This is a genomic window from Streptococcus parasanguinis, from assembly GCF_015556095.1.
GTDB lineage: Bacteria > Bacillota > Bacilli > Lactobacillales > Streptococcaceae > Streptococcus > Streptococcus parasanguinis_Q.
The window spans coordinates 21,593-44,419 of the sequence record NZ_JADNLT010000004.1 but is presented as its reverse complement, the minus strand read 5'-3'; the positions used below and the strand labels follow the sequence as shown (position 1 = coordinate 44,419).

Annotated in this window: 17 protein-coding genes; 3 read left to right on the top strand and 14 right to left on the bottom strand. The window is 42.9% G+C overall.

The annotated features are described in order from the left end of the window. Positions 1-22: 22 nt before the first annotated feature. From rpoC to pbp1b, 3 genes are all read right to left on the bottom strand, one after another. On the bottom strand, positions 23-3,676 hold the full coding sequence (gene rpoC / locus I2E70_RS05315) for a DNA-directed RNA polymerase subunit beta' (RefSeq protein WP_195423841.1): 3,654 nt from the start codon (positions 3,674-3,676) through the stop codon (positions 23-25). Positions 3,677-3,835: 159 nt separating this feature from the next. Next, positions 3,836-7,405, bottom strand: a complete 3,570-nt coding sequence (gene rpoB / locus I2E70_RS05310; RefSeq protein ID WP_014712771.1) for a DNA-directed RNA polymerase subunit beta — start codon at positions 7,403-7,405, stop codon at positions 3,836-3,838. Positions 7,406-7,756: 351 nt separating this feature from the next. After that, on the bottom strand, positions 7,757-10,213 hold the full coding sequence (gene pbp1b, locus I2E70_RS05305; protein ID WP_195423838.1) for a penicillin-binding protein PBP1B: 2,457 nt from the start codon (positions 10,211-10,213) through the stop codon (positions 7,757-7,759). Between the two features lie 182 nt (positions 10,214-10,395). On the opposite strand from pbp1b, the gene tyrS reads away from it, so the two are divergent. Next, positions 10,396-11,652, top strand: coding sequence for a tyrosine--tRNA ligase (gene tyrS, locus I2E70_RS05300; RefSeq protein WP_003004779.1), 1,257 nt, complete (start codon positions 10,396-10,398; stop codon positions 11,650-11,652). A gap of 62 nt (positions 11,653-11,714) precedes the next feature. Here tyrS and I2E70_RS05295 read toward each other — a convergent pair whose 3' ends face one another. The 5 genes from I2E70_RS05295 to I2E70_RS05275 form a co-directional block, all read right to left on the bottom strand. Continuing rightward, a complete protein-coding gene (locus I2E70_RS05295; RefSeq protein ID WP_070505316.1) occupies positions 11,715-12,128 on the bottom strand; it encodes a DUF3021 domain-containing protein in 414 nt (137 codons plus the stop codon). Between the two features lie 9 nt (positions 12,129-12,137). Next, positions 12,138-12,593, bottom strand: a complete 456-nt coding sequence (locus I2E70_RS05290) for a LytTR family DNA-binding domain-containing protein (protein ID WP_070505315.1) — start codon at positions 12,591-12,593, stop codon at positions 12,138-12,140. 18 nt (positions 12,594-12,611) lie between these two features. Continuing rightward, positions 12,612-13,454, bottom strand: a complete 843-nt coding sequence (locus I2E70_RS05285) for an ABC transporter permease (RefSeq protein WP_195423835.1) — start codon at positions 13,452-13,454, stop codon at positions 12,612-12,614. Continuing rightward, the gene (locus tag I2E70_RS05280; RefSeq protein ID WP_049492108.1) at positions 13,454-14,320 is read right to left on the bottom strand and encodes an ABC transporter ATP-binding protein; all 867 of its coding nucleotides are present in this window, start codon (positions 14,318-14,320) and stop codon (positions 13,454-13,456) included. Before I2E70_RS05280 ends, I2E70_RS05285 begins: the two co-directional genes overlap by 1 nt. Positions 14,321-14,442: 122 nt before the next feature. After that, positions 14,443-14,760 carry a winged helix-turn-helix transcriptional regulator gene (locus tag I2E70_RS05275; RefSeq protein ID WP_129824439.1) on the bottom strand — a complete coding sequence of 106 codons (318 nt, stop codon included), beginning with the start codon at positions 14,758-14,760 and terminating at the stop codon, positions 14,443-14,445. Positions 14,761-14,847: 87 nt separating this feature from the next. Between I2E70_RS05275 and I2E70_RS05270 the strand changes: the two genes are divergently transcribed. Together I2E70_RS05270 and I2E70_RS05265 are read left to right on the top strand one after the other, a co-directional pair. Next, positions 14,848-15,156, top strand: coding sequence for a YciI family protein (locus tag I2E70_RS05270; protein ID WP_129824438.1), 309 nt, complete (start codon positions 14,848-14,850; stop codon positions 15,154-15,156). Positions 15,157-15,263: 107 nt separating this feature from the next. Then, on the top strand, positions 15,264-16,118 hold the full coding sequence (locus I2E70_RS05265; protein WP_129824437.1) for a putative RNA methyltransferase: 855 nt from the start codon (positions 15,264-15,266) through the stop codon (positions 16,116-16,118). A gap of 86 nt (positions 16,119-16,204) precedes the next feature. On the opposite strand, the gene I2E70_RS05260 is transcribed toward I2E70_RS05265, so the two are convergent. From I2E70_RS05260 to I2E70_RS05235, 6 genes are all read right to left on the bottom strand, one after another. Beyond that, the gene (locus tag I2E70_RS05260) at positions 16,205-16,768 is read right to left on the bottom strand and encodes an NAD(P)H-dependent oxidoreductase (protein WP_129824436.1); all 564 of its coding nucleotides are present in this window, start codon (positions 16,766-16,768) and stop codon (positions 16,205-16,207) included. Further along, entirely contained in the window at positions 16,768-17,361 is a 594-nt protein-coding gene (locus tag I2E70_RS05255) for a TetR/AcrR family transcriptional regulator (RefSeq protein WP_129824435.1), read from the bottom strand. Before I2E70_RS05255 ends, I2E70_RS05260 begins: the two co-directional genes overlap by 1 nt. Positions 17,362-17,558: 197 nt before the next feature. Next, positions 17,559-18,863: a response regulator transcription factor gene (locus I2E70_RS05250; RefSeq protein ID WP_155124978.1), complete on the bottom strand. Its 1,305-nt coding sequence runs from the start codon at positions 18,861-18,863 to the stop codon at positions 17,559-17,561. 10 nt (positions 18,864-18,873) lie between these two features. Next, positions 18,874-20,520, bottom strand: a complete 1,647-nt coding sequence (locus I2E70_RS05245; RefSeq protein ID WP_195423831.1) for a sensor histidine kinase — start codon at positions 20,518-20,520, stop codon at positions 18,874-18,876. A 2-nt stretch (positions 20,521-20,522) separates the two neighbouring features. Next, positions 20,523-21,134: a YesL family protein gene (locus I2E70_RS05240; RefSeq protein WP_045758983.1), complete on the bottom strand. Its 612-nt coding sequence runs from the start codon at positions 21,132-21,134 to the stop codon at positions 20,523-20,525. Between the two features lie 168 nt (positions 21,135-21,302). Next, entirely contained in the window at positions 21,303-22,784 is a 1,482-nt protein-coding gene (locus I2E70_RS05235; protein ID WP_118397177.1) for an ABC transporter substrate-binding protein, read from the bottom strand. Positions 22,785-22,827 lie beyond the last annotated feature (43 nt).

Below are 22,827 nucleotides of genomic sequence, written 5' to 3'. Positions count from 1 at the left end.
CATGTAGTTCCGACTTTTTTTCTTATTCTTCTACGACTTCAGCTGTTTGAACTTCATCGACTGTTCCATCTGTTACTGGCACTTCTTCGATGATTTCAACTTCGTTAATCGCTTGTGGTTCCAAGTTACGGTAACGAGCCATCCCTGTACCTGCAGGAATAATCTTACCAATGATAACATTTTCCTTAAGTCCAAGGAGATGGTCTTTCTTACCACGGATCGCTGCGTCAGTAAGAACACGAGTGGTTTCTTGGAAGGAAGCAGCTGACAAGAAACTGTTGGTTTCAAGAGAGGCTTTGGTGATTCCCATAAGGACTGGACGAGCAGTCGCAGGAACTCCACCAGAGATAAGGACATCCTTATTAGCATCTGTAAAGTCTGTAATGTCCATAAGCGTACCCATGAGAAGGTCTGTATCTCCTGGATCCATGACACGTACTTTACGGATCATTTGACGAACCATTACCTCGATGTGTTTGTCGCCGATTTCTACCCCTTGGCTACGGTATACTTTTTGTACTTCCGCAAGAAGGTAAGTTTCAACCGACAAGACATCACGAACGGCAAGGAGACGTTTTGGTTGGATAGACCCTTCTGTCAGAGCCGCACCACGAGAGACTTGATCTCCTACTTCGACTTTCATGCGGGCAGTGTAAGGGACAACGTATTCACCTTCACCAGTTGCTCCGCTAACAAAGACTTTCTTGGTCCGTGTAGAAGCATCTTCTTCGATCGCTGTGACTTCCCCTTTGACCTCAGTGATGACCGCTTCCCCTTTTGGATTGCGGGCTTCAAAGATTTCTTGGACACGAGGAAGACCTTGAGTGATATCGGTATTTGAGGCAACCCCACCCGTGTGGAAGGTACGCATGGTCAACTGTGTACCAGGTTCCCCGATAGATTGGGCAGCGATGGTTCCGACTGCTTCACCCACTTCAACCGCATCACCAGTCGCCAAGTTGATACCATAACAGTGACGGCAGACACCATGGCGGGTGTTACATGTAAAGACAGAGCGGATAGTGACTTCTTCCACACCAGCATGAACAATTTCACGTGCTAGGTCTTCTGAGATCAAGGTATCTGGACCAACGATGACTTCACCTGTTTCAGGATGTTTAACAGATTTCTTGGTATAACGACCAGTCAAGCGTTCTTCGAGTGGCTCGATCATTTCCTTACCATCAGTAATGGCACGGATCACAAGTCCACGGTCTGTTCCACAGTCATCTTCACGAATAATGACGTCTTGGGCAACGTCAACCAAACGACGAGTCAAGTAACCTGAGTCGGCTGTCTTAAGGGCCGTATCGGTCATCCCTTTACGGGCACCGTGAGTTGAGAAGAACATTTCGAGTACTGACAAACCTTCGCGGAAGTTTGACAGGATTGGCAATTCCATGATCCGTCCGTTTGGAGCGGCCATCAAACCACGCATACCGGCAAGTTGCGAGAAGTTTGAGATGTTACCACGGGCTCCAGAGTCCATCATCATAACGATTGGGTTCTTCGGATCTTGGTTATCCACCAAGCGTTTTTCCAATTTCTCACGGGCTGCACGCCATTCAGCTGTAACAGCATTGTAGCGTTCGTCATCCGTGATCAAACCACGACGGAATTGTTTCGTGATCTGTTCCACACGTTTGTGAGATTCTTCAATGATTTCTGCCTTATCTTCAACGACCGGAATATCGGCAATCCCCACTGTCAAACCAGCAAGGGTTGAATGATGGTAACCTAAGTCTTTCAAGCGGTCCAAGAAAGCAGACGTTTCAGTTGTACGGAAACGTTTGAAGATTTCGGCGATGATATTTCCAAGATTTTTCTTCTTGAAAGGAACGTTTAATTCCAATTTCTCAATCGCTGATTTGACATCTTGACCAGGCTCCAAGAAGTACTTAGCTGGAACACCTTCTGTCAAGTTGGCATTATTAGGCTCTTGAAGGTATGGAAGCTCTGCAGGCATGATATCGTTAAAGAGAATCTTACCAACAGTTGTCAAGAGAATCTTGTGTTGTTGTGCTTCTGTCCATGGTTTGTTCAAGCTATCCGTCGCAATTCCGACACGGGTATGCAAGTGAACATAGCCATTGCGAAGAGCCATCACGGCTTCATCACGGTCTTTAAAGACCATTCCTTCACCTTCACGACCAGCTTCTTCCATAGTGAGGTAGTAGTTCCCCAATACCATATCCTGAGATGGCGTAACGACTGGTTTACCATCTTTAGGGTTCAAGATATGCTCAGCAGCCAACATCAAGATACGAGCTTCTGCTTGAGCTTCTTCTGAAAGCGGTACGTGGATGGCCATTTGGTCTCCATCGAAGTCGGCATTGTAGGCTTCACAGACAAGGGGGTGCAAGCGAAGGGCTTTCCCGTCAATCAAGACAGGTTCAAAGGCTTGGATCCCCAAACGGTGAAGGGTCGGTGCGCGGTTCAAGAGAACTGGGTGTTCTTTGATGACTTCTTCCAAGATATCCCAGATACGTTCATCTCCACGTTCGACCAAGCGTTTTGCAGCTTTAACGTTTTGTACGATATCACGTGCAACGATTTCACGCATAACAAATGGTTTGAAGAGCTCGATAGCCATTTCACGTGGCACACCACATTGGTACATCTTCAGAGTTGGACCAACGGCGATAACGGAACGTCCTGAGAAGTCCACCCGTTTACCAAGCAAGTTTTGACGGAAGCGTCCTTGTTTCCCTTTGAGCATGTGGCTCAATGATTTGAGTGGACGACTACCTGGTCCTGTGATTGGACGACCACGACGACCGTTGTCGATCAAAGCATCGACAGCTTCTTGGAGCATCCGTTTTTCGTTTTGCACGATGATACCAGGGGCATTCAATTCTAACAAACGTGCCAAACGGTTGTTCCGGTTAATTACCCGGCGATAAAGGTCATTCAAGTCAGAGGCGGCAAAACGGCCACCATCCAATTGGACCATCGGACGAAGATCTGGTGGAATAACGGGAAGGATGTTGAGGACCATCCATTCTGGCTTGTTGCCAGATTTGTAGAAGGCGTCCAAGACATCCAAACGGCGCACAGCCTTCACACGTTTTTGACCAGTTGCAGTCTTCAATTCTTCTTTCAAGAGAGCAATTTCAGCTTCCAAATCCACTTGTTTCAAGAGGTCTTGGATGGCTTCTGCACCCATCTTAGCTACAAAAGAACCTGGTCCGTATTCACGCAAGCGTTCACGGTATTCACGTTCTGTCATGATGGATTTGTGCTCAAGTGGAGTATCTTTTGGATCGATCACCACATAAGCTGCGAAGTAGATGACTTCTTCAAGGGCACGAGGACTCATATCCAAGGTCAATCCCATACGAGAAGGGATTCCTTTGAAGTACCAGATGTGTGATACAGGTGCTTTCAACTCGATATGCCCCATGCGTTCACGACGAACTTTCGCACGTGTTACTTCAACCCCACAGCGGTCACAAACGATCCCTTTGTAACGGATTCGTTTGTATTTCCCACACGCACATTCCCAGTCTTTTGTAGGTCCAAAGATGACTTCATCAAAGAGACCTTCGCGTTCTGGTTTCAATGTACGGTAGTTGATTGTTTCAGGTTTCTTGACCTCTCCATAAGACCATGAACGGACCTTGCTTGGAGAAGCTAGGGTGATTTGCATACTTTTAAAACGATTTACATCAACCACTATTTCTTACCTTTCCTTGTTTTCATACTTGTTTTATTTGGATACAGCTTAGGTGGAGGAAGAAAGGAAACTTTCTTGCCACCTCCTTGTGTCTGTATCTTGTTATCGAATCATCCTGCTAGAAGCATTGGTTGCTCACAGGACAATCATTTTTACTGATTATTTTTCTGATTCTTCGGCATCAAAGGCTGCTTTTGCTTCCTTTGCTGCTTTTTCGCGTGCTTTTTCAAGGTCATCCACATGAATCACATCATCGTCTTCCCCTTCATCAAGGTCACGAAGTTCCACTTCTTGATCATCTTCGTCCAAGACACGCATGTCAAGACCAAGTGATTGCAATTCTTTGACAAGAACGCGGAAGGATTCTGGTACACCTGGTTTTGGAATTGGTTTACCTTTGGTAATCGCTTCATAAGCTTTCAAACGTCCGTTAACATCATCTGACTTGTATGTCAAGATTTCTTGAAGGACATTTGATGCACCATAAGCCTCAAGGGCCCACACTTCCATTTCCCCGAAACGTTGTCCACCAAACTGAGCTTTCCCTCCGAGTGGTTGTTGGGTAACCATTGAGTATGGTCCGACTGAACGGGCATGGAGTTTATCATCAACCATGTGGTGAAGCTTGATCATGTACATGACACCGACAGAGACACGGTTGTCAAACGGCTCACCAGTACGTCCATCGTAAAGAATCGTCTTGGCATCGCTATCCATACCAGCTTCTTTCACAGTATCCCAGAGATCTTCTGAGCTTGCTCCATCAAAGACTGGTGTTGCGATGTGAATACCCAAGTTACGAGCTGCCATACCAAGGTGAAGTTCCATAACCTGACCGATATTCATACGTGATGGCACCCCAAGAGGGTTCAACATGATATCAACCGGTGTACCGTCTGGAAGGTAAGGCATATCTTCAACTGGAACAATACGAGACACAACCCCTTTGTTTCCGTGACGACCGGCCATCTTATCTCCGACGCGGATCTTGCGTTTTTGTGCAATGTAAACACGAACCAACATGTTGACACCAGATTGTAATTCATCACCGTTTGCACGGGTAAAGATCTTAACATCGCGAACGACTCCATCTCCACCGTGAGGTACACGGAGTGATGTATCACGCACTTCACGAGATTTATCCCCAAAGATAGCGTGAAGGAGACGTTCTTCGGCAGAAAGGTCTTTTTCACCTTTCGGTGTTACCTTACCGACAAGGATATCGCCTTCTTTAACCTCAGCACCAATACGGATAATACCTGTTTCATCCAAGTCACGAAGAGCATCTTCCCCGACGTTTGGAATTTCACGGGTAATTTCTTCAGGGCCTAACTTGGTATCGCGTGTTTCTGATTCGAATTCTTCCAAGTGAACAGATGTGTAGACATCTTCTTTCACCAAGCGTTCGCTCATGATAACAGCATCCTCGAAGTTATACCCTTCCCAAGTCATGTAAGCGACGATTGGGTTTTGACCAAGGGCCATTTCCCCTTTTTCCATCGATGGACCATCAGCGATAAAGTCGCCTTTTTCAACGGTTTCACCAACTTTAACCAGAGTACGTTGGTTGTAAGCTGTACCGGAGTTTGAACGACGGAATTTTTGAACATGGTAGACGTCCAAAGAACCATCTTCCCGACGGACTTCCACCTTATCCGCATCTGCATAGGTAACCTTACCACCATGTTGTGCAATAACTGCAGCACCTGAGTCATGGGCTGCTTGGTATTCCATACCAGTACCCACATAAGGGGCTTTTGGATCAATCAATGGAACAGCCTGACGTTGCATGTTGGCACCCATGAGGGCACGGTTGGAGTCATCGTTTTCCAAGAAAGGAATACATGCTGTCGCAACGGCAACTACTTGTTTTGGAGACACGTCCATGTAGTCGACTTGATCAGATGGGAACTCTTGGTTGTTACCACGGTGACGTCCCATAACGATCGGCTCAGCAAAGCCACCCTTTTCGTTCAACTTAGAGTTGGCCTGCGCGACGATGTACTCATCTTCTTCATCGGCTGTCAACCAAACGATTTCGTTGGTCACTACACCTTTTTCACGATCCACTTTCCGGTATGGCGTTTGGATGAAACCATATTTGTTCAAGTGTCCGTATGAAGACAAGTTGTTGATCAAACCGATGTTTGGTCCTTCAGGTGTTTCGATTGGACACATACGACCATAGTGGGTATAGTGCACGTCACGCACTTCATATCCGGCACGGTCACGTGTCAAACCACCAGGCCCTAAGGCAGACAAACGACGTTTGTGAGACAACTCAGAAAGTGGGTTGTGTTGGTCCATGAACTGGGACAACTGTGAAGACCCAAAGAATTCTTTGATCGCTGCAGTTACGGGACGAATGTTAATAATTTGTTGTGGTGTCAAGACATCGTTATCTTGTACAGACATCCGTTCGCGAACGTTTCGTTCCATCCGTGAAAGTCCAAGACGCACTTGATTGGCAAGCAATTCACCAACGGCACGAATCCGACGGTTTCCAAGGTGGTCGATATCATCTACACGGCCAAGTCCTTCTGCAAGGTTCAAGAAATAGCTCATCTCTGCCAAGATATCTGCTGGAGTTACAATGCGTACTTTGTCAGATGGATTCGCATTCCCGATGATGGTGACAACACGGTCTGGATCTGTTGGAGCGACAACTTTGAATTTTTGCAATTCAACCGGTTCTGTCAAAACAGCAGCATCATTTGGAATGTAAGTGATTTTGTTCAAACCATTATCCAATTGTTCTGAGATGCTGTCGATGACATCGCGCGTCATGACAGTACCAGCTTCTACAAGGATTTCTCCTGTTTCAGCATCCACCAATGGTTCTGCGATTGTTTGATTCAACAAGCGGTTCTTGATATTGAGTTTCTTGTTGATCTTGTAGCGACCAACTGGTGCCAAGTCATAACGACGTGGATCAAAGAAACGGGCTACCAACAAGCTACGTGAGCTTTCCGCTGTTTTTGGTTCACCTGGACGAAGACGCTCGTAGATTTCTTTGAGGGCTTCATCTGTCCGCGAATCCATTGGATTTTTGTGAATATCTTTTTCGATGGTGTTGCGAACCAATTCGCTGTCCCCAAAGATATCGATAATTTCATCATCTCCAGAGAATCCAAGAGCACGCACAAGCGTTGTAAATGGAATTTTACGTGTGCGGTCGATGCGCGTGTAGGCGATGTCTTTTGAGTCAGTTTCAAGCTCTAACCAAGCTCCACGGTTAGGGATAACTGTTGATCCATAGCCAATCTTACCATTCTTGTCCACCTTATCATTGAAGTAGACACCTGGTGAGCGGACCAACTGAGATACGATAATCCGTTCTCCACCATTGATGATGAAGGTTCCCATTTCAGTCATGATTGGGAAATCACCAAAGAAAACTTCTTGGGTCTTGATTTCACCTGTTTCTTTGTTGACCAAACGGAAGGTCACAAAGATTGGTGCTGAGTAGCTGGCATCGTGAATGCGCGCTTCTTCAAGCGAATACTTGGGTTCGCGGATTTCATAACCCACAAATTCCAATTCCATTGTATCCGTGAAGTTTGAGATTGGAAGCACATCTTCAAATACTTCCTTCAAGCCATGATCCAAGAAATCTTTGAATGAGTCTGTCTGGATTTCAATCAAGTTTGGTAAATCAAGAACCTCTTTGATTCTTGAAAAACTACGACGGGTCCGATGTTTCCCGTATTGAACGTCATGTCCTGCCAAAGTTTTTAGCTCCTTTTTCTATACTAGGATAGCTTGGTAACATCACTCCTACCACCTATCCGGTTTTAACTACAATTTTGTGATTTGCATCACGTGAAGAACTGTCTCTTCACCTTATTCGTCGCTTTTTGTAATTTTTAGAAAAATTAAATTTGTGTAACAAACTAGGGTTTTCCTGAAAAATAGGCACAAAAAGAGCAGCTAAATCGACTTATTCAAGTAAGATTTAACTGCTGTAAGCTCTTATTTGGACAATATTTCAAATAAAGCACACGACAAATTAGTTATCACTATTATATCGTTTTTTGCTCCAAAAATCAAGGCTTTCTCTAGTTTTTCTACTGGATCAGACTAGCGTCGATTGCCGCGATTGGAACTATTTCGATTTGAACTATTGCTTGATGAACTATTGGTTGTCGAATTGTTCTTATTATTGGACTGATTTCCACTGCTATTACCGAGAATCGCTGCCCAAGCACTTTGGTAATCGCTATCCGATCCCCCGATGGCAAAGCGGTATTGAGTGGTTGGCGCTCCGTTTTTGGCCCAAAGGCTCGTCACCATTTGACCGCTCACATCGATATCCCGGCCATTGACATTGACGCGACCCGGTCTTTCACCAGTCGATTTGAGCACTTCAGAGCGGATCACACTCTTATCGAGAGTGAATTTATCCTGAATTCCGAAGAGACTTGGATCTGCTTGGTAGATCGCATTTGCCAACTGCGCCATGTATTGGGCATTGTTGTTGTATCCAGTCAAGGTCTGCATAGAAGCATTGTTGTCATGGCCAATCCAACCTCCTAAAGAAACATTAGGGGTGGACAGCATGAGCCACATATCCCCATTTGAGTTAGTGGTACCGGTTTTTCCAATCCAGTCAGCACCTGCCAGCGTTGGATTGACTTGGCTAATCCGTGACTTAAAGGTCGTTGTAGCACCAGACGTAATAACCCCGCGCAAGAGATCCTGCATAATCGTTGCCGTCGCTGGAGAGTAAACACGAACAGGATCTGCCTCGTGCTTGTATACTACATCCCCATCTCGATCAATGATTTGCTCTACCATGTAGCGTTTGAGGTAGTTCCCATTGTTAGCAATGGTTTGGAAACCATTGGTATGTTGGGCAACAGTGACCTCAATTCCTCCCCCCATTGGCAGACTCTCAATGCCATATTCAGGGATATCATAGCCCATTTTCTTCATGTAGGATGGGACATCCACACCCTTTTCACGAAGGGTCCGGTAAGTCCAGTAAGCTGGAATATTCCATGAGGTATTGAGGGCCTCACGGAGATCCATCATGGCTGTCCCTCGGCTATCCACGTGCATGATTGGCTCACCACTTGAGAAATTAGTCGGGTAGTTAGAAAGGATGCTATTGCTTCCCATCAAGCCTTGGTCGATGGCAATACCATAGGCCAACAGTGGCTTGATAGTAGATCCTGGGGAACGTTCTGTATCAAAGGCATGGTTGTTTTGGTTACCATCAAAATTCCGACCACCGATAAATCCTAAAACAGCACCCGTTCGGTTGTCCATCAGGACATTCCCAACTTCTACCAGTCCCGTTCCATCATCCAAGACGCTTCCAAAATTCGCGACTGCAGCCTGCATCGCATTGTGAACCGGTTTGTTAATAGTGGTTTGGATAGTGTAACCACCTTCGCGCAACTCACTCTCAGCTAATTCTTGATAAGCCTTGACGGTTTCATTATTTTTCAGGTCTTGCTTGGTGACATTGTCTCGCTTGATCAAGTAATCATACATGGCCTCTTTTGCTTCTTCCATTGCTTGGAAGTAGAGGTAGTCATGCGGTGTTTTCTCGATGCCATCTGGAGCAATGAAGTCTTTGGTCAAGTCGTACTGAGCATAGGTTTCGTAGTCTTTTTTCGATAAGGCTCCCGTCCGGTACATATTGAACAAAACATCTTTGGCACGCGCCAAACCTAACTCGAGATTCTCCTTGCTCTTTAGGCTTCCGTCTGCAGCATAAGGTGAGTAGACAATCGGACTCTGTGGCAAGCCAGCGATAAAGGCTGCTTGTGGAACAGACAAGTCTTTCGCAGAGACGCCAAAGATCCCTTGAGCTGCGGCTTCCACACCTGCAATATTTTGTCCCCGATTGTTTCGTCCAAAAGGCGAGACGTTTAAGTAGGTGGTTAGGATTTCGTTTTTATCCATTCCCCTCTCTAAAGCTAGAGCATCGACAATCTCTGTCGCCTTACGAGTAAAGGTTGGAGCATCTCCTACGACTTGCTGTTTGATCAACTGCTGGGTTAAGGTCGATCCCCCACTAGAGGAACCGACACCGGCTACAGATCCAAGCGTCGCCCGAAGAACAGCTTTGGGTACAACCCCCTTGTGGCTTTCAAAGTTCTCATCCTCAGTAGCGATCACAGCCTTTTTGACATTGTCGGAAATGGCATCTCCAGCTACCAGCGTGCGGATCAAATCACTGTCCACTTCTGCAATCAGGCTCTTATCGGAATAGGTCAGTTTTGAAACACTGCTGACATTGCGAACCTGCTGGACTAGTTCTTCTGTCTTTGGAACCTTAACATTGCTAAAGAGGCTTGCTGCATAACCAATCCCGATCCCTGCGCCAAATAAAAAGAGGCACACAAATAAGGCGATCATCACATCCCACAAGAGTTTGAGCGTCCTCAAAAAGGTCGCAAAAATATCGCCGACAGACCAGCCACTTTCTTCATTTTTTTCCTTATTCGGAGTTTCTGTATACATCTTTGCAAAGAATTTTTGGACTTTCTTCCAAAACTCTTGCAGCTTCTCTTTTAATTGATTCACTGATTCTTTCTCCTTGTTCCCTATATTATAGCAGATTAGCCCCTTTGTTTTCAATCACAAGAGCGTAGAAATCCTCGTTCAATCTTCTTGAGTAAGGACAAGAAAATGACGGAAAGCATTGCCATTTCCGTGGTTTATGGTAGAATAGAGAAATGAATAAACTTATAAAGGAGAAAAGACACATGCACATTTTTGATGAGCTAAAAGAGCGTGGTTTGGTATTTCAAACGACGGATGAAGAAGCCTTGCGCAAAGCACTGGAAGAAGGTCAGGTTTCTTATTATACTGGTTATGATCCAACTGCTGACAGCCTTCACCTTGGTCACTTGGTTGCCATCTTAACGAGCCGTCGCCTTCAACTAGCAGGCCACAAACCTTACGCGCTCGTTGGCGGTGCGACTGGTCTCATTGGAGATCCGTCCTTCAAAGATGCTGAGCGTAGTCTCCAAACAAAAGAAACTGTTCAAGAATGGGTTCGCTCCATTCAAGGGCAATTGTCTCGTTTCCTCGATTTTGAAAATGGTGACAACAAAGCCGAAATGGTCAACAACTACGATTGGTTCGGAAGCATTAGCTTTATTGACTTCCTTCGAGATGTTGGAAAATACTTTACGGTCAATGCTATGATGAGTAAAGAATCTGTTAAAAAACGGATTGAGACAGGGATTTCTTACACAGAGTTTGCCTACCAAATCATGCAAGGCTACGACTTCTACGTCCTCAACCAAGAACACAATGTCACCCTTCAAATCGGTGGATCTGACCAATGGGGAAACATGACAGCTGGTACTGAGTTGATGCGTCGTAAGGCAGATAAAACTGGTCATGTTATGACTGTGCCTTTGATCACAGATGCAACTGGTAAGAAATTCGGTAAATCAGAAGGCAATGCCGTCTGGCTCAATGCAGACAAAACATCTCCATACGAAATGTACCAATTCTGGATGAATGTGATGGACGCCGACGCTGTGCGCTTCTTGAAGATCTTCACTTTCTTGTCACTGGACGAGATCGAAGAGATCCGTAAGCAGTTTGAGGCTGCTCCTCATGAACGTTTGGCTCAAAAGATCTTGGCGCGTGAAGTGGTCACCCTCGTTCACGGTGAAGAAGCTTACAAGGAAGCCCTCAACATCACGGAACAACTCTTTGCAGGAAACATCAAAAACCTTTCTGTCAAAGAACTCAAACAAGGCCTTCGTGGTGTGCCAAACTACCAGGTCCAAGCAGAAGACAACCTCAACATTGTAGAACTCTTGGTCACAGCTGGTGTAGTGAATTCTAAACGCCAAGCCCGCGAAGATGTTCAAAATGGAGCGATCTACGTCAATGGCGAACGCATCCAAGACCTTGACTATGTCTTGAGCGATAGCGATAAATTAGAAAATGAATTGACCGTTATCCGTCGCGGTAAGAAAAAATACTTTGTTTTGACTTATTAAGAAAGTAAAACCACGAAGTTTCGTATGAACTTCGTGGTTTTCTTATACACTTTTTTCTGAGACTATTTCCCTTTTCTGCGATGCAACAAAGCTTGGTTGATTCGTTGAGTTTTTTTATGGAGTTGCCAAATCTGGTACAGCCAGATCAGGCCGTAAATGGCTAGAAAGATCAACCAAGGAATCGGGCTCCGTAAGGCTGTCCCCCAGCCAAAAAACAAGTAGGTTAATGCTAAGATGGCAGCTGTCACAACTAAATGCAAAGCCACACGCAAACTATAGGTCAAAAACTCTTCTTCCTCAAGAATGAAGGTCAAGATGCCCATTGTCCCACTCATCAAAAATATCGCTAGGATGTTGCGGACATTTACAGCGGGATAGACGATGTTGGTATAGACATGGGATAATAACACCAAACACAAATAAAAGAAGGATCCTGTCCTCATACCAGATACAAAATAAGCTATAACTCGTTTCATCACTTTCTCCTATACCCCTAAATAATCCATCAAGGATTTGACATATTTCCGACTGACACTTGATTTTACTCCACGTGTCAGTTTAGCCATCATATTGCCTGAAAAACTATCCGATAGCGATTCTAAATGGTCGATATTCATCACAGCGTGGCGTGATATCTGTAAAAAATTACGACGATTAATCCGATGTTGAAAATTTATCAAAGTATCTCTGATGGTGAACGTTTTGTCTGTCGTATAAATGGTGAGCTGATTCTTATCAATCTCAGCTAGAATAATGTCATCAATTTTCACCATGATCAAATGATCATCTGTTTTGATAGGGATCACTACTTGATTCACTGTCGAAAATTGTTCGAGATAGTCCATCACCTCTCGTGCTTGATCAGATAATTGCTTGGCTTGAATGACCACACAGGGGTCGTTTTCTGGGATATCTTGTTTTTCCTCAAAACGAATCTTCATTCCTACTCCAATTCTCACTTACTTTCTTTTACTCGATCTTTTTGCCAAGGAAATCCAAATCCCCAAAGCTAGAAGAATACCTCCTAACACTATAAGGTATGTTTGTTCCTTTGTCAATAAAGTTTGCCATTTGAGCTGAACACCCATTTTTTCTTGAAACTCTTGAAGAAGCTTATCTTGACCTTTAAAGGTCTCACTTAATGCTTCTTTCATGAGGACTTGTCGATAAAGTGCAGCAATATAAGTAGCTGGGGTACATTTCATTAGTAGTTGAGCAAAATTAGGTAGAACCCCCAAAGGAACATAAGTCCCTACCAAAAAACCAGAAGCTGTACCCACTATGGTCGAAAACTTCCCAAGACTGTCTACGGAATGGAAAAAATAAACAAAAATGGCATTCACCAAACTAGAAAGCAGGCTACTAAGCAGCATGATGTGGAGTACTTCAGGTAATAGAGAAAGGGTTGGAACTTCTCTAAAATAACCACACATCAGCACATACATAAGGGCCTGCATGAAAAAAGAGATGATGATTGCGCTCGTTAGATACGAAAATGGTAACCGCCACTTTCCTTGATCCGATAAATAAAGATCCTGATCTACTTGACGTTCACGATCCTTTACTAACTGAGTCAGGGCAGCCAGACTTGTCGTAATCCCTGTTACAGCCAGCGTCCCACTCATTAACCAATTATTTAACACAGGACCTCTATTGGGGAGCTGAGCCCAAGCATCTGTTAGATTTTTTTGAAGAAAAATAATATAGAGAACAAAGGAAATCAAGGCTCCCAACAGGGAGAAGAAAACTCCTGAACGATTTCTGAAGTACAATAAAAAATTTCGCTTTAGTAAGGCTAGCATTAGCGGACCTCCCTTCCTGTAAGTGCAATAAAGGCATCATCCATGGTCCCTGGACGAAACTCAAAATGGGCTATTCTATCTCTAACTTGCGCCAGGTAATCAATGGCTTCCCTTTCACTCTTGGGTTGAAAAATATACTCCAATTGACTTTGTTGCTCTACTGACATTCCCAAAGATTTGAGACTTTCTATCTGCTGTCTCTCCTTGAAACGAATCTTCAAGATGTTTTTTGCATATTGACTCTTAATATCTAGCGCCGATCCTTGAGCAATCACTTCCCCATGGTCCACAATATAAATTTGATCAGCTTCATCTGCTTCGTCAAGATAATGCGTGGTCAATACAACAGTCATTCCCTCTTCTCTCTGCAATTGATAGAGCAAATCCCAGATAGACTTCCGAGTTTGGATATCCAAACCTGTCGTTGGTTCGTCTAAGAACAGAATATCTGGTTGTGAGAGCAGGGCACGCGCAATGTCAACCCGACGCTTTTGGCCACCTGAAAGCGTCCCGTATTTCTGCTTTTGGAAAGCTGATAGACCTAGCCGATCAATAAGATCAGACACACGATTTGGTTTTAGGTCTTTGTACTGTCTGGCACGAATGGTCAGATTTTCCCTAACTGTTAGCATCTCATCTAAAACACTGGTTTGGAAGACCACACCAATTTTCGTACCTGGTTCATAGATGATTTCACCTTGCGTTGGTTGTTTCAAACCAATCAACATGGAAATCGTCGTTGATTTCCCCGCCCCATTTGGTCCTAGAATCGCATTAAAGGTTCCCTTTTCAAACTGTAAATGAATATTGTTTACGGCTAAATGATTTCCATATCGTTTACTGATGTTTTTAGCTTGTAATATCATGTTCTCTCTCCTTTTTGACAATATCAGTCTAGCAAAAAAGCCGTTTAAAAAACGGCCTTTTGGGATAAGCGGTCAAAATGAGAACCTAAGTGGCAAGATGAAAGTGACAAAAAGAAGAAAATTTAATGCAACCATTCTTTTCCCCATTGATTCAAGTCCTTTAAAATCGGCATCAGTGATTTCCCTTTTTCTGTCAGCTCATATCCTGTATGAAGAGGCAGAGACTCATAATCATATTTCTCAATCAATTGGAGCTCTATTAAAACATCTAATCCACGTGTCAAACTGATAGTTGTAATCCCTTCAACTTCTCTTCTCAATTGATTGAAACGAACTTTCTTATGCTTGTTTATAACCCATAATATATTCATCCTCCATTTCCCACCAACCACATCTAAGACTCGAGACATACTACAGTTCCAATTTTTATTTGTTAACATTTTTTCTCCTTACAAAAATGTGCCTACTATTCAGGTAGTTTGTAAAGTATTATAATCTATTTATCATTTATTTTAAAGGAGTCACTTATGTTTATTGTAAATCTTACCTATATCAAGCCCCTTGATGAAGTTGAAAAATTCTTAGAAAAACACATAGATTTTTTAAATCAGTATTATACAGAAGGTCATTTTATCGCATCTGGAAGAAAAAATCCAAGGACCGGCGGTATCATTCTCATGAGAGCAAAAAATAAAGATGCTGTCCAAGAAATCATTGCACACGATCCATTCTATCAAAATAAGATTGCTCAATATGAGATCATTGAATTTGAGACAAGTAAATATTGTCCAGAATTGAAAACCGTCCTGAACAATCCAGTGGACAAAATTAGATAAAGAAACTCAAGGTCCACTCAATTCCGCGTAGAACCGTTAAAAAAGTGTGACTTAGTCCCATTAAAGCATCAGTTGCTATCTAGAGGCTCTTTTGTTACACTACTAATATGAATACACCGATCAAACCAAAATTACAACGATTTCAAACAGCCACTGCCTTTGCCTGTCCCATCTGTCAATTGGACCTAGAACTTGTGGGTACTAGTTTTAAATGTCCCAAGGCCCATTCCTTTGATTTGGCGAAATTTGGCTATGTTAACCTGGCTCCCCAGATCAAGCAATCAAAGGACTATGACAAAGAAAATTTCCAAAATCGCCAGCTGATCTTAGAAGCAGGGTTTTATGAGCCGATTCTAACAGCGATCGGACAAAAAATTCCGACTTGTGATGGCAAGATTCTAGATATCGGTTGCGGAGAAGGTTATTACTCCCGAAAACTACAAGAAGCTTATCCCCAAGCTACTTTCTATGCATTTGATCTTTCAAAGGAATCCGTACAACTAGCTGCCAAGAGTGATGCTAGCTGGAAGGTCAATTGGTTTGTAGGAGATTTGGCTCATTTACCCATTCAATCTAAGAGTATGGAGGTCATTTTGGACATCTTCTCCCCGGCTAATTACGCTGAATTTGAACGTGTCTTAAAGACAGAAGGGGTGATCATTAAGGTCGTCCCAACCTCTTCTCATCTAAAAGAAATTCGTCAGTTGGCCCAAGATCAATTGACCAAGCAATCTTACTCCAACCAGGAAATTTTGGAGCATTTTGAAGACCACTGCCAGTTCCTCTCATCCGAAACGGTCAGCCTTACCAAGAGTTTAACTCCTGAAGAACGCCAGGCGTTCCTCGCCATGACCCCCCTTCTATTTCACGTTGACCAAGAAAAAATCGACTGGAGCCAACTTACAGAAATCACCATCGAAGCTGAGCTGCTGGTTGGGAAAATCAAGATACAAAGGACTTAAAATACAAAGTAAAAAGGCTGAGACAAATCGTCTCAGCCTTTTTACTCATCTTCTGTATGCTCTGTCATGACTTGTAACGCACGTTTTTATATCCTTTTGGCTATCTGTACGATTTTTTCGAGTTCTTCTTTCCGTTGACGATCACTCATATACTCCACTCGTGTAACTTGTGTCATTTTAACCGGTTTAATACCACAGGGTTTCAAGATTTGAGATTTTAGAACCTTTGCGTAGTCTTGAGAAAAAGGAAGAAAAATTTTTGGCGTATTATGCGTCGTAATGATCCACGCTTTTCCATCTAGTTGCCCCACCGGACCTCGAGGTCCATTCTGATAAGCAAAACCTGCAACAAAAACACGATCAATAAAACCTTTTAAAATAGCTGGCATTCCACTCCACCAAGTAGGGAAAATAAAAATCAACTGATCCGCCCAACTCAATAAATCTCTATATGGTTTCATATCTTCATTATGCTGTAAATCTCTCCTTTTATGCCTTTCATCAAAACGTAAAACCGGATCAAAGTTTTCTTTATATAAGTCTACTATTTTAACTCTATGCTCTGGTGCTAAATGCTTTTGCACAGTTTGAAGGATTGATGCATTATAACTTGTTTCATTCGGATGTGAATAGATTATTAAAACATTCATCAGCTATCTCCTTTTATATAAATATCAAGCATCGTTCTGACGGTCTTTTGAACATCATTTTCTTTAAAGCTTTCTCCAACAGGACTCCTTACCAATAGAGCCAAACCAGCAATAAAACTCCAAAAATGGATCAAAATTTCTGCGTCACCACTAGAAAGATTTTCCTCATCTTTAAGTCTTAACGCTACCGACTTAAAATGTTCAAATCCTGGTAAAGAGGAGTTGACTGAAATAGTTTCCTGGAACAACTCCATATAGTTATATGGAAATTTGATAAATAATGCTTCAAATAGATAGGTTTCCTCTTGGGCAAACCTTACAAAGTTACAGCCCATCAGAGTTAGTTGAGTTATTGCATCTATGGAAGTATCAATTCCAAGTATCATATTTTTCAAAAAGAACATTGATAAGTGTTCCATAACAACTTGAATATATCTATCTTTACTTCCAAAATGCTTATAGGGAGCTCCATGAGTCACCCCACATTTTTGAGCTATTGTACGCATAGACATCCGGTCAATCCCGTTAGTTCTGATTTCTTCAATGCCGACCGAAATTAACTTTTCTTTCAGTTCTTCCGTATTCCGTTTCATTTGACCACCTTCCCTTATCGAAGTATACGTTGTCTACTTTTTATAAAGTATACACCGTCTACTTATTTTTGTCAAATAAAAAAATACTCAAAACTTAGCTTTAGAGTCCCTAACCTTCTGTTATGTACTCTCCTAAGGAAAGTTTCTAAGAAGATTTTATCTTCAATTAAAAGGCTGAGACGATTTGTCTCAGCCTTTTACTCATCTTCTGTATGCTCTGTCATGACTTGTAAGCGATAAGTTTTAGGCGATTTTCCACAGAGTTTGCGAAAAACCTTGTAGAAATAGCCAACATTACTGTAACCGACCTTGTAGCAGATATCTTCAATACTATCATTGGTCGATAAGAGGAGCTGCTGGGCAGCCTTGATCCGCTGTTTGTTGAGGAGTTCTGCGAAAGTCGCATTGGTTTCTCGTTTAATCAATTGGCCTAAATAGACTGGATTGATAAAGAGACCCTGACTGATGTCCTTGAGTGACAGCTCTTTTTGGTAATCGCGGCTAATCACTTGAAGGACACTCGCTACATTTTCATTCATCCGATAGTGGGATAAGAAACGAGACAACTCTTCCTGGATAAAGCCAATCATCTCGCTAAAGGTGGCAGCATCATGGACTTTCTTGACCACATCGGCCAAATCATCTCCTTGCAGGTATTCAAACAAATGAAAGACATCCATCAAAAATTGGATAAAGAGCTGCTTGGTCAGTGAAACCTTAGGTGTCTTCTCAAGGATCATTTTTTCTAACCAGTCCAGTTCTTCTAAGATCTGCTGGATATTTCCTTGCATGATCACCCGATAGGCAGGCTCGTAGTAATGGAAGACCTCTTCATCTTGATTGAGAGGGATCGCCCCATAAAAGAGGCTACGCTCTACTAGGTCCTTAAATTTATGAAAGTGCTCCTTATATGGAGGCTCAAAGGCCTTCTCAATCATGGCTTCTTCTTTTTGATCCGAGATAAAGAGTTGAAGATTTTGCCCAAGAACTTGATAAGACGAGCTGATAAAGCCTTTTTTCTCCTTAGCGACTCCAATCCACAGTGAGTTCCGACCTGCGATATACTGACAAAACTCTTCCTCAGAAATATCATCGTGAATCAGACGGTTGGCCAACTCTTGGCTTGGTTGCTGGATTTTATGCTGAATTTTTTCTAGGATATTGCCCATCTCCACCTTATTGACAGGTTTGAGCAGGTAGTCTGCCACACGCAAATTGAGGGCTGTCTTGACATATTCAAAATCCTGATAGCCTGACATAATGATATAGGCAGCATCTGGGATCAAATCCTTCATTTCAGCAATCATCTGAAGTCCAGTTTTCCCAGGCATATTGACATCCGTGATCACCACATCTACCGGATACTCTCGCACATAATCAAGGGCCTGGTCTGCATCTTCTGCAGTTGCGACCACTTCCATATTCCAGTGGTCAAAGGGGATTAATTTTTTTAAGCCTTCTGTAATCATATACTCATCGTCTACTAATAAGACTTTGTACATTCTGTCTCCTTTATTCATCTTGAATGGTTATCGTATAGGTCACTCCATGGTGAGGTTGGGAGAAGACTTGGATATGGTAGCGATCTCCAAAATAGAGTAGCATGCGTTCATGGACATTGACAATTCCGATGGACTGCCGGCCACTCTTTTCTTCGATTTCTGAGCGGGGATTGCGATTGGCCAGTATCTCTTGAATTTTTTCTAGCTGTTCTTCTTCCATCCCACGCCCATTATCAGTAACTAGGATCATGACTTGCCCTTCTCCTTGCAAGACTTTGACACTAATCACATTGTCCTTGCGTTTGTGATCCACTCCATGCGCAAAATAGTTCTCGACCAAAGGCTGGATGGTGAATTTGGGAATCTTCATCTTTTCCAAACCTGGATCGATCTTAAAGCCATAAGCAATCGATTTTGGATAACGCACCATACAGAGGTAGCTGTATTTGCGACAAAATTCGAGCTCATTTTCAACTGTCGTCACTCGCTCGTCTGAGATATTATTGCGCAAGAGACTACTAAACTCATAGATAATATCACCCAATTCATCCTGCTCTTGCATGACGGCATACATCCGGATAAATTCCAGTGTATTGTACATGAAGTGGGGATTGATCTGGGCTTGTAGTGCCCGCATATTGGCATCTTTTTGGCTGAGCTGTAGCTGGTAGATATCCCGAATATTCTTATCCATATTGTCTAACATGGTATTGATCATATTACCAATAACCAGCAGTTCTTGGTCCTTGGTCGAGGTATCAATCCGTCGTTCACTCTCGCCTTGACTGATCAGATTCATGGTATCGACCAAATCGAGGACTTGACGCCGGTAATTTTTGAAAATCTGCCGTAATAACAAGTAAAGGATCAAGAAAATCAGGAAAGCAATGGAGAGAAAAGTAGTCAGGTTAGCTAGACCCTTTTTGAGCAGATAACTTTCAGAAACAGCTACATCCACCTTGTAGCCATAGATCGTGCTACGGGTTTGCCATTTAACATCTTTTGATTGCCCCTTATCCCCTTCATGGTACATCTCTTTCCCAAAGGGAGTGAAAATCCGCACAGCGATCGGAAGATCGCCTCTGGCATTATCAATCGCTGCCGTCAAAATTTCTTGGTCCAGCGTCATATAAGCAATCCCAACTCCAGCACCCGTAGTCGGATCTGTCAAAGGAACCGGAATGGCTGTCGCAGGAGCCTTGTAATGGTCCGCCGATACTTGCTTGCCTCCCTGTGATTGCCGGGTAGAGACAAATACCGTCTTGTAATCAGACAAGGTGACATCGATACCCTCGATGTTTTTATTACTCAAATAGAGACTGTCAATATTCTTATGTAGGGACAATTGGATATAAGAAGGGAATTGGGCATTCAATCGCCAAGTCTCATACTCCGATGGTGACAAGGTAAAATAGCGATAAACTCCTTCTAATTTTGCAGGGTTTTCAACGAGGCTACGACCTTCTTGTGTGACCCGTTGATAAGAGGTCTCAAGATCCGTCACCACTTCGGTCAAGACCCGTTGGGCGATCCGGTCGGCTTCAGCTTGCTGGTTTTTCCAAGAGATCCCCGCGACAACTAGGCCCATAATGGTCAAAATGACTACCATGACATAGGCGTAGAATTTTAAAAGCGTACTTAACCAGATTTTTTTCATCGTTAGGATACCAATTTTTCGTGGATGTTTTGATAGACAGGGTCAAAGATATCATTGACAAAGAAATGCCATACACCGATCAAGACGAAAAAGAGAAGGGCTGGCATATAGTAGCTAATGACACCAAGTAGCGCGGTTCCAAGGATGAGCTTGAGAACCGGACGAATGTCCAGCAACATTCCGATCAAACTGAGCTTGATACTGTTGGCATAAGAGAGATCAAAATGAACTTGCAATTTCAAATAAACGGCGTAAGCTAGAGGCGCAACCAAGAGGAAAACCAGATTAAACAAGAGAACCAAAATTTGGAAGAAATTCAAGTGAGGAATCTGGACCATGAGGTACATGCCATAGAGGAGAACCCCTTCAATGGCAAAGAAGGTATAAAAGACTTGATTAGCCGGGCGTAGATTTTCTTTGAAGAGTTCCCAAGCGCGTGACCAATGATAGTCCTTGTAGGTCATGCCATTTTCCGCATAGAGGCTCATGATAGTGGCACTAGCCGGTCCTACTCCTAGTAGAACACCCCCACAGATCGTCAAGACCCAAAAAATCCCTGTTACCAGCATAGCAACATAGACTCTCGTAAAAATGAACTCGATGATTTTTCCCATCATTCAGCCTCTTTTCCAATTAGTGATTCTATTATACCATAAAAATAAAACGCTTTCCCTTATTTGCATTGGTAAATTGAAATATTGATTTTCATTTACAGTTCTATTTTCATAAAGATATGAAAAGGCTCTGGAGATCCCTCCAAAGCCTTTTCGAACTACCTGTTCTTATTTTTTAGAAGCAAGGAATTCGTCGTATTGTTTTTGCATTTCGTCAAGCACTTTTTGGTAAGCACCTTCTGATTTCAATTTTTCAAGCATCTTAGGAACTTCTACTTCAGGATCCACAGTACCAGTATTGATCGCACCTGCGAATTGGTTCAAAGTATTTGTAAGAGCAGTGATTTCTGATTTCACTTTGTCTGTGTTAAAGATGAAGCCAAGTGCTGGAGATTCTTTTGCAGTTTCCAAATCTTTCTTAGATTGTGCAATTTGTTCATCTGTTACGTTTTCGTTGATGTAAAGAATCCAGTTGTTACCAGTGTTCCATCCAGACATGTGAGTGTTTCCGTTGTAGCCATCCAAGACTTTGACACGGTTTTCTTTGCCGGCAACTTTTTCCCAGTTCTTGCCTTCTGGTCCATAAACAAGGCCGTTCAAGAGTTCTGGATCAGTGTTCAAGAGGTTCAACACTTCCATGGCTTTTTCTTTGTTCTTAGAGTTGTTTGAGATAACAAAGTTAGCTACTTGAGTAGTGTTGTTCTTCTTGTAAAGTTCAGTAAATGGTTTGATTTCGATCTTACGGTTTGCTACACGAGTAAGCAAGCTGTTACCGTAGTCAGCTGGTCCTACTGTTTCTTCACGAACCAACCATGTATCTTGAGAAAGATCATAACCAGTGTCGCTCGTTGCTACGTCTTTTGGAATGTATCCTGCTTCGTAGTATTTGTGAAGAGTCTTCAAGTTTTCTACATAACGAGGAATGGTGTAACGGTCAACGATCTTAGTGGTGTCACCTTTCAAGTCAACAACGAATGGAAGTCCATCAACAGCCACATAGTCGAAGTCATCTGAAGGTCCACCGTAGCTCTTGTTCATTGCAAATGGAACAACGTTTGGATCTTTTTCTTTGATAGCTTTCAAGACTGGTTCAAGAGAAGCATAGTCTTTCACGTTTGAAACGTCGATACCATATTTTTCAAGAAGTGGTCCGTTGAAGGCAAAGTTTTGAGAAGATGCCACGTTAGCTGCTACTGGAACAGCATAGATCTTGCCATTTACAGTGTTCCCTTTGATGTAAGCTGGGTCAAGTGCTTTGTAAAGGTCTTTTCCTTCTTTCTTGTACAATTCTGTCAAGTCAGCATAAGCACCTTTTTGAGCGTTGATAACGTAGTTATTAGCAAAGGCAATATCATAGTTTTCACCAGATGAGATGATAACGTTCATTTTTTGTGCGTAGTCACCCCAACCAAGATATTGGATATCCAATTTTGCGCCAACTTTCTTTTCAATGATCTTATTGGCATTTTTAAGAAGAACATCCAAGTTATCTGGTTTATCACCGATTTGGTACATCTTGATGATTGGTTTACCGTCTTCAGTTGTTGCTGACTTCTTGTTGTTCCCTGTAAGGTTTCCACAAGCAGCAAGAGTAGCTCCAAGAGCGATGACACTAGCAGATGCTAACGCGTATTTTTTCCAATTTTTCATAAGAAAAATCTCCTTTATGTTATTTTCTTTTTAGACTAAGTTA

Bases quoted from the DNA above. Each gene is read 5' to 3' on its own strand.
- I2E70_RS05295 (WP_070505316.1), bottom strand. From the start codon at position 12,128: ATGAAACGAGTTATAGCTTATTTTGTATCTGGTATGAGGACAGGATCC.
- I2E70_RS05265 (WP_129824437.1), top strand. From the start codon at position 15,264: ATGAATACACCGATCAAACCAAAATTACAACGATTTCAAACAGCCACT.
- I2E70_RS05235 (WP_118397177.1), bottom strand. From the start codon at position 22,784: ATGAAAAATTGGAAAAAATACGCGTTAGCATCTGCTAGTGTCATCGCT.
- I2E70_RS05285 (WP_195423835.1), bottom strand. From the start codon at position 13,454: ATGCTAGCCTTACTAAAGCGAAATTTTTTATTGTACTTCAGAAATCGT.
- I2E70_RS05240 (WP_045758983.1), bottom strand. From the start codon at position 21,134: ATGGGAAAAATCATCGAGTTCATTTTTACGAGAGTCTATGTTGCTATG.
- tyrS (WP_003004779.1), top strand. From the start codon at position 10,396: ATGCACATTTTTGATGAGCTAAAAGAGCGTGGTTTGGTATTTCAAACG.
- I2E70_RS05270 (WP_129824438.1), top strand. From the start codon at position 14,848: ATGTTTATTGTAAATCTTACCTATATCAAGCCCCTTGATGAAGTTGAA.
- I2E70_RS05280 (WP_049492108.1), bottom strand. From the start codon at position 14,320: ATGATATTACAAGCTAAAAACATCAGTAAACGATATGGAAATCATTTA.
- I2E70_RS05245 (WP_195423831.1), bottom strand. From the start codon at position 20,520: ATGAAAAAAATCTGGTTAAGTACGCTTTTAAAATTCTACGCCTATGTC.
- I2E70_RS05255 (WP_129824435.1), bottom strand. From the start codon at position 17,361: ATGAAACGGAATACGGAAGAACTGAAAGAAAAGTTAATTTCGGTCGGC.
- I2E70_RS05250 (WP_155124978.1), bottom strand. From the start codon at position 18,863: ATGTACAAAGTCTTATTAGTAGACGATGAGTATATGATTACAGAAGGC.
- I2E70_RS05290 (WP_070505315.1), bottom strand. From the start codon at position 12,593: ATGAAGATTCGTTTTGAGGAAAAACAAGATATCCCAGAAAACGACCCC.
- I2E70_RS05275 (WP_129824439.1), bottom strand. From the start codon at position 14,760: ATGTTAACAAATAAAAATTGGAACTGTAGTATGTCTCGAGTCTTAGAT.
- I2E70_RS05260 (WP_129824436.1), bottom strand. From the start codon at position 16,768: ATGAATGTTTTAATAATCTATTCACATCCGAATGAAACAAGTTATAAT.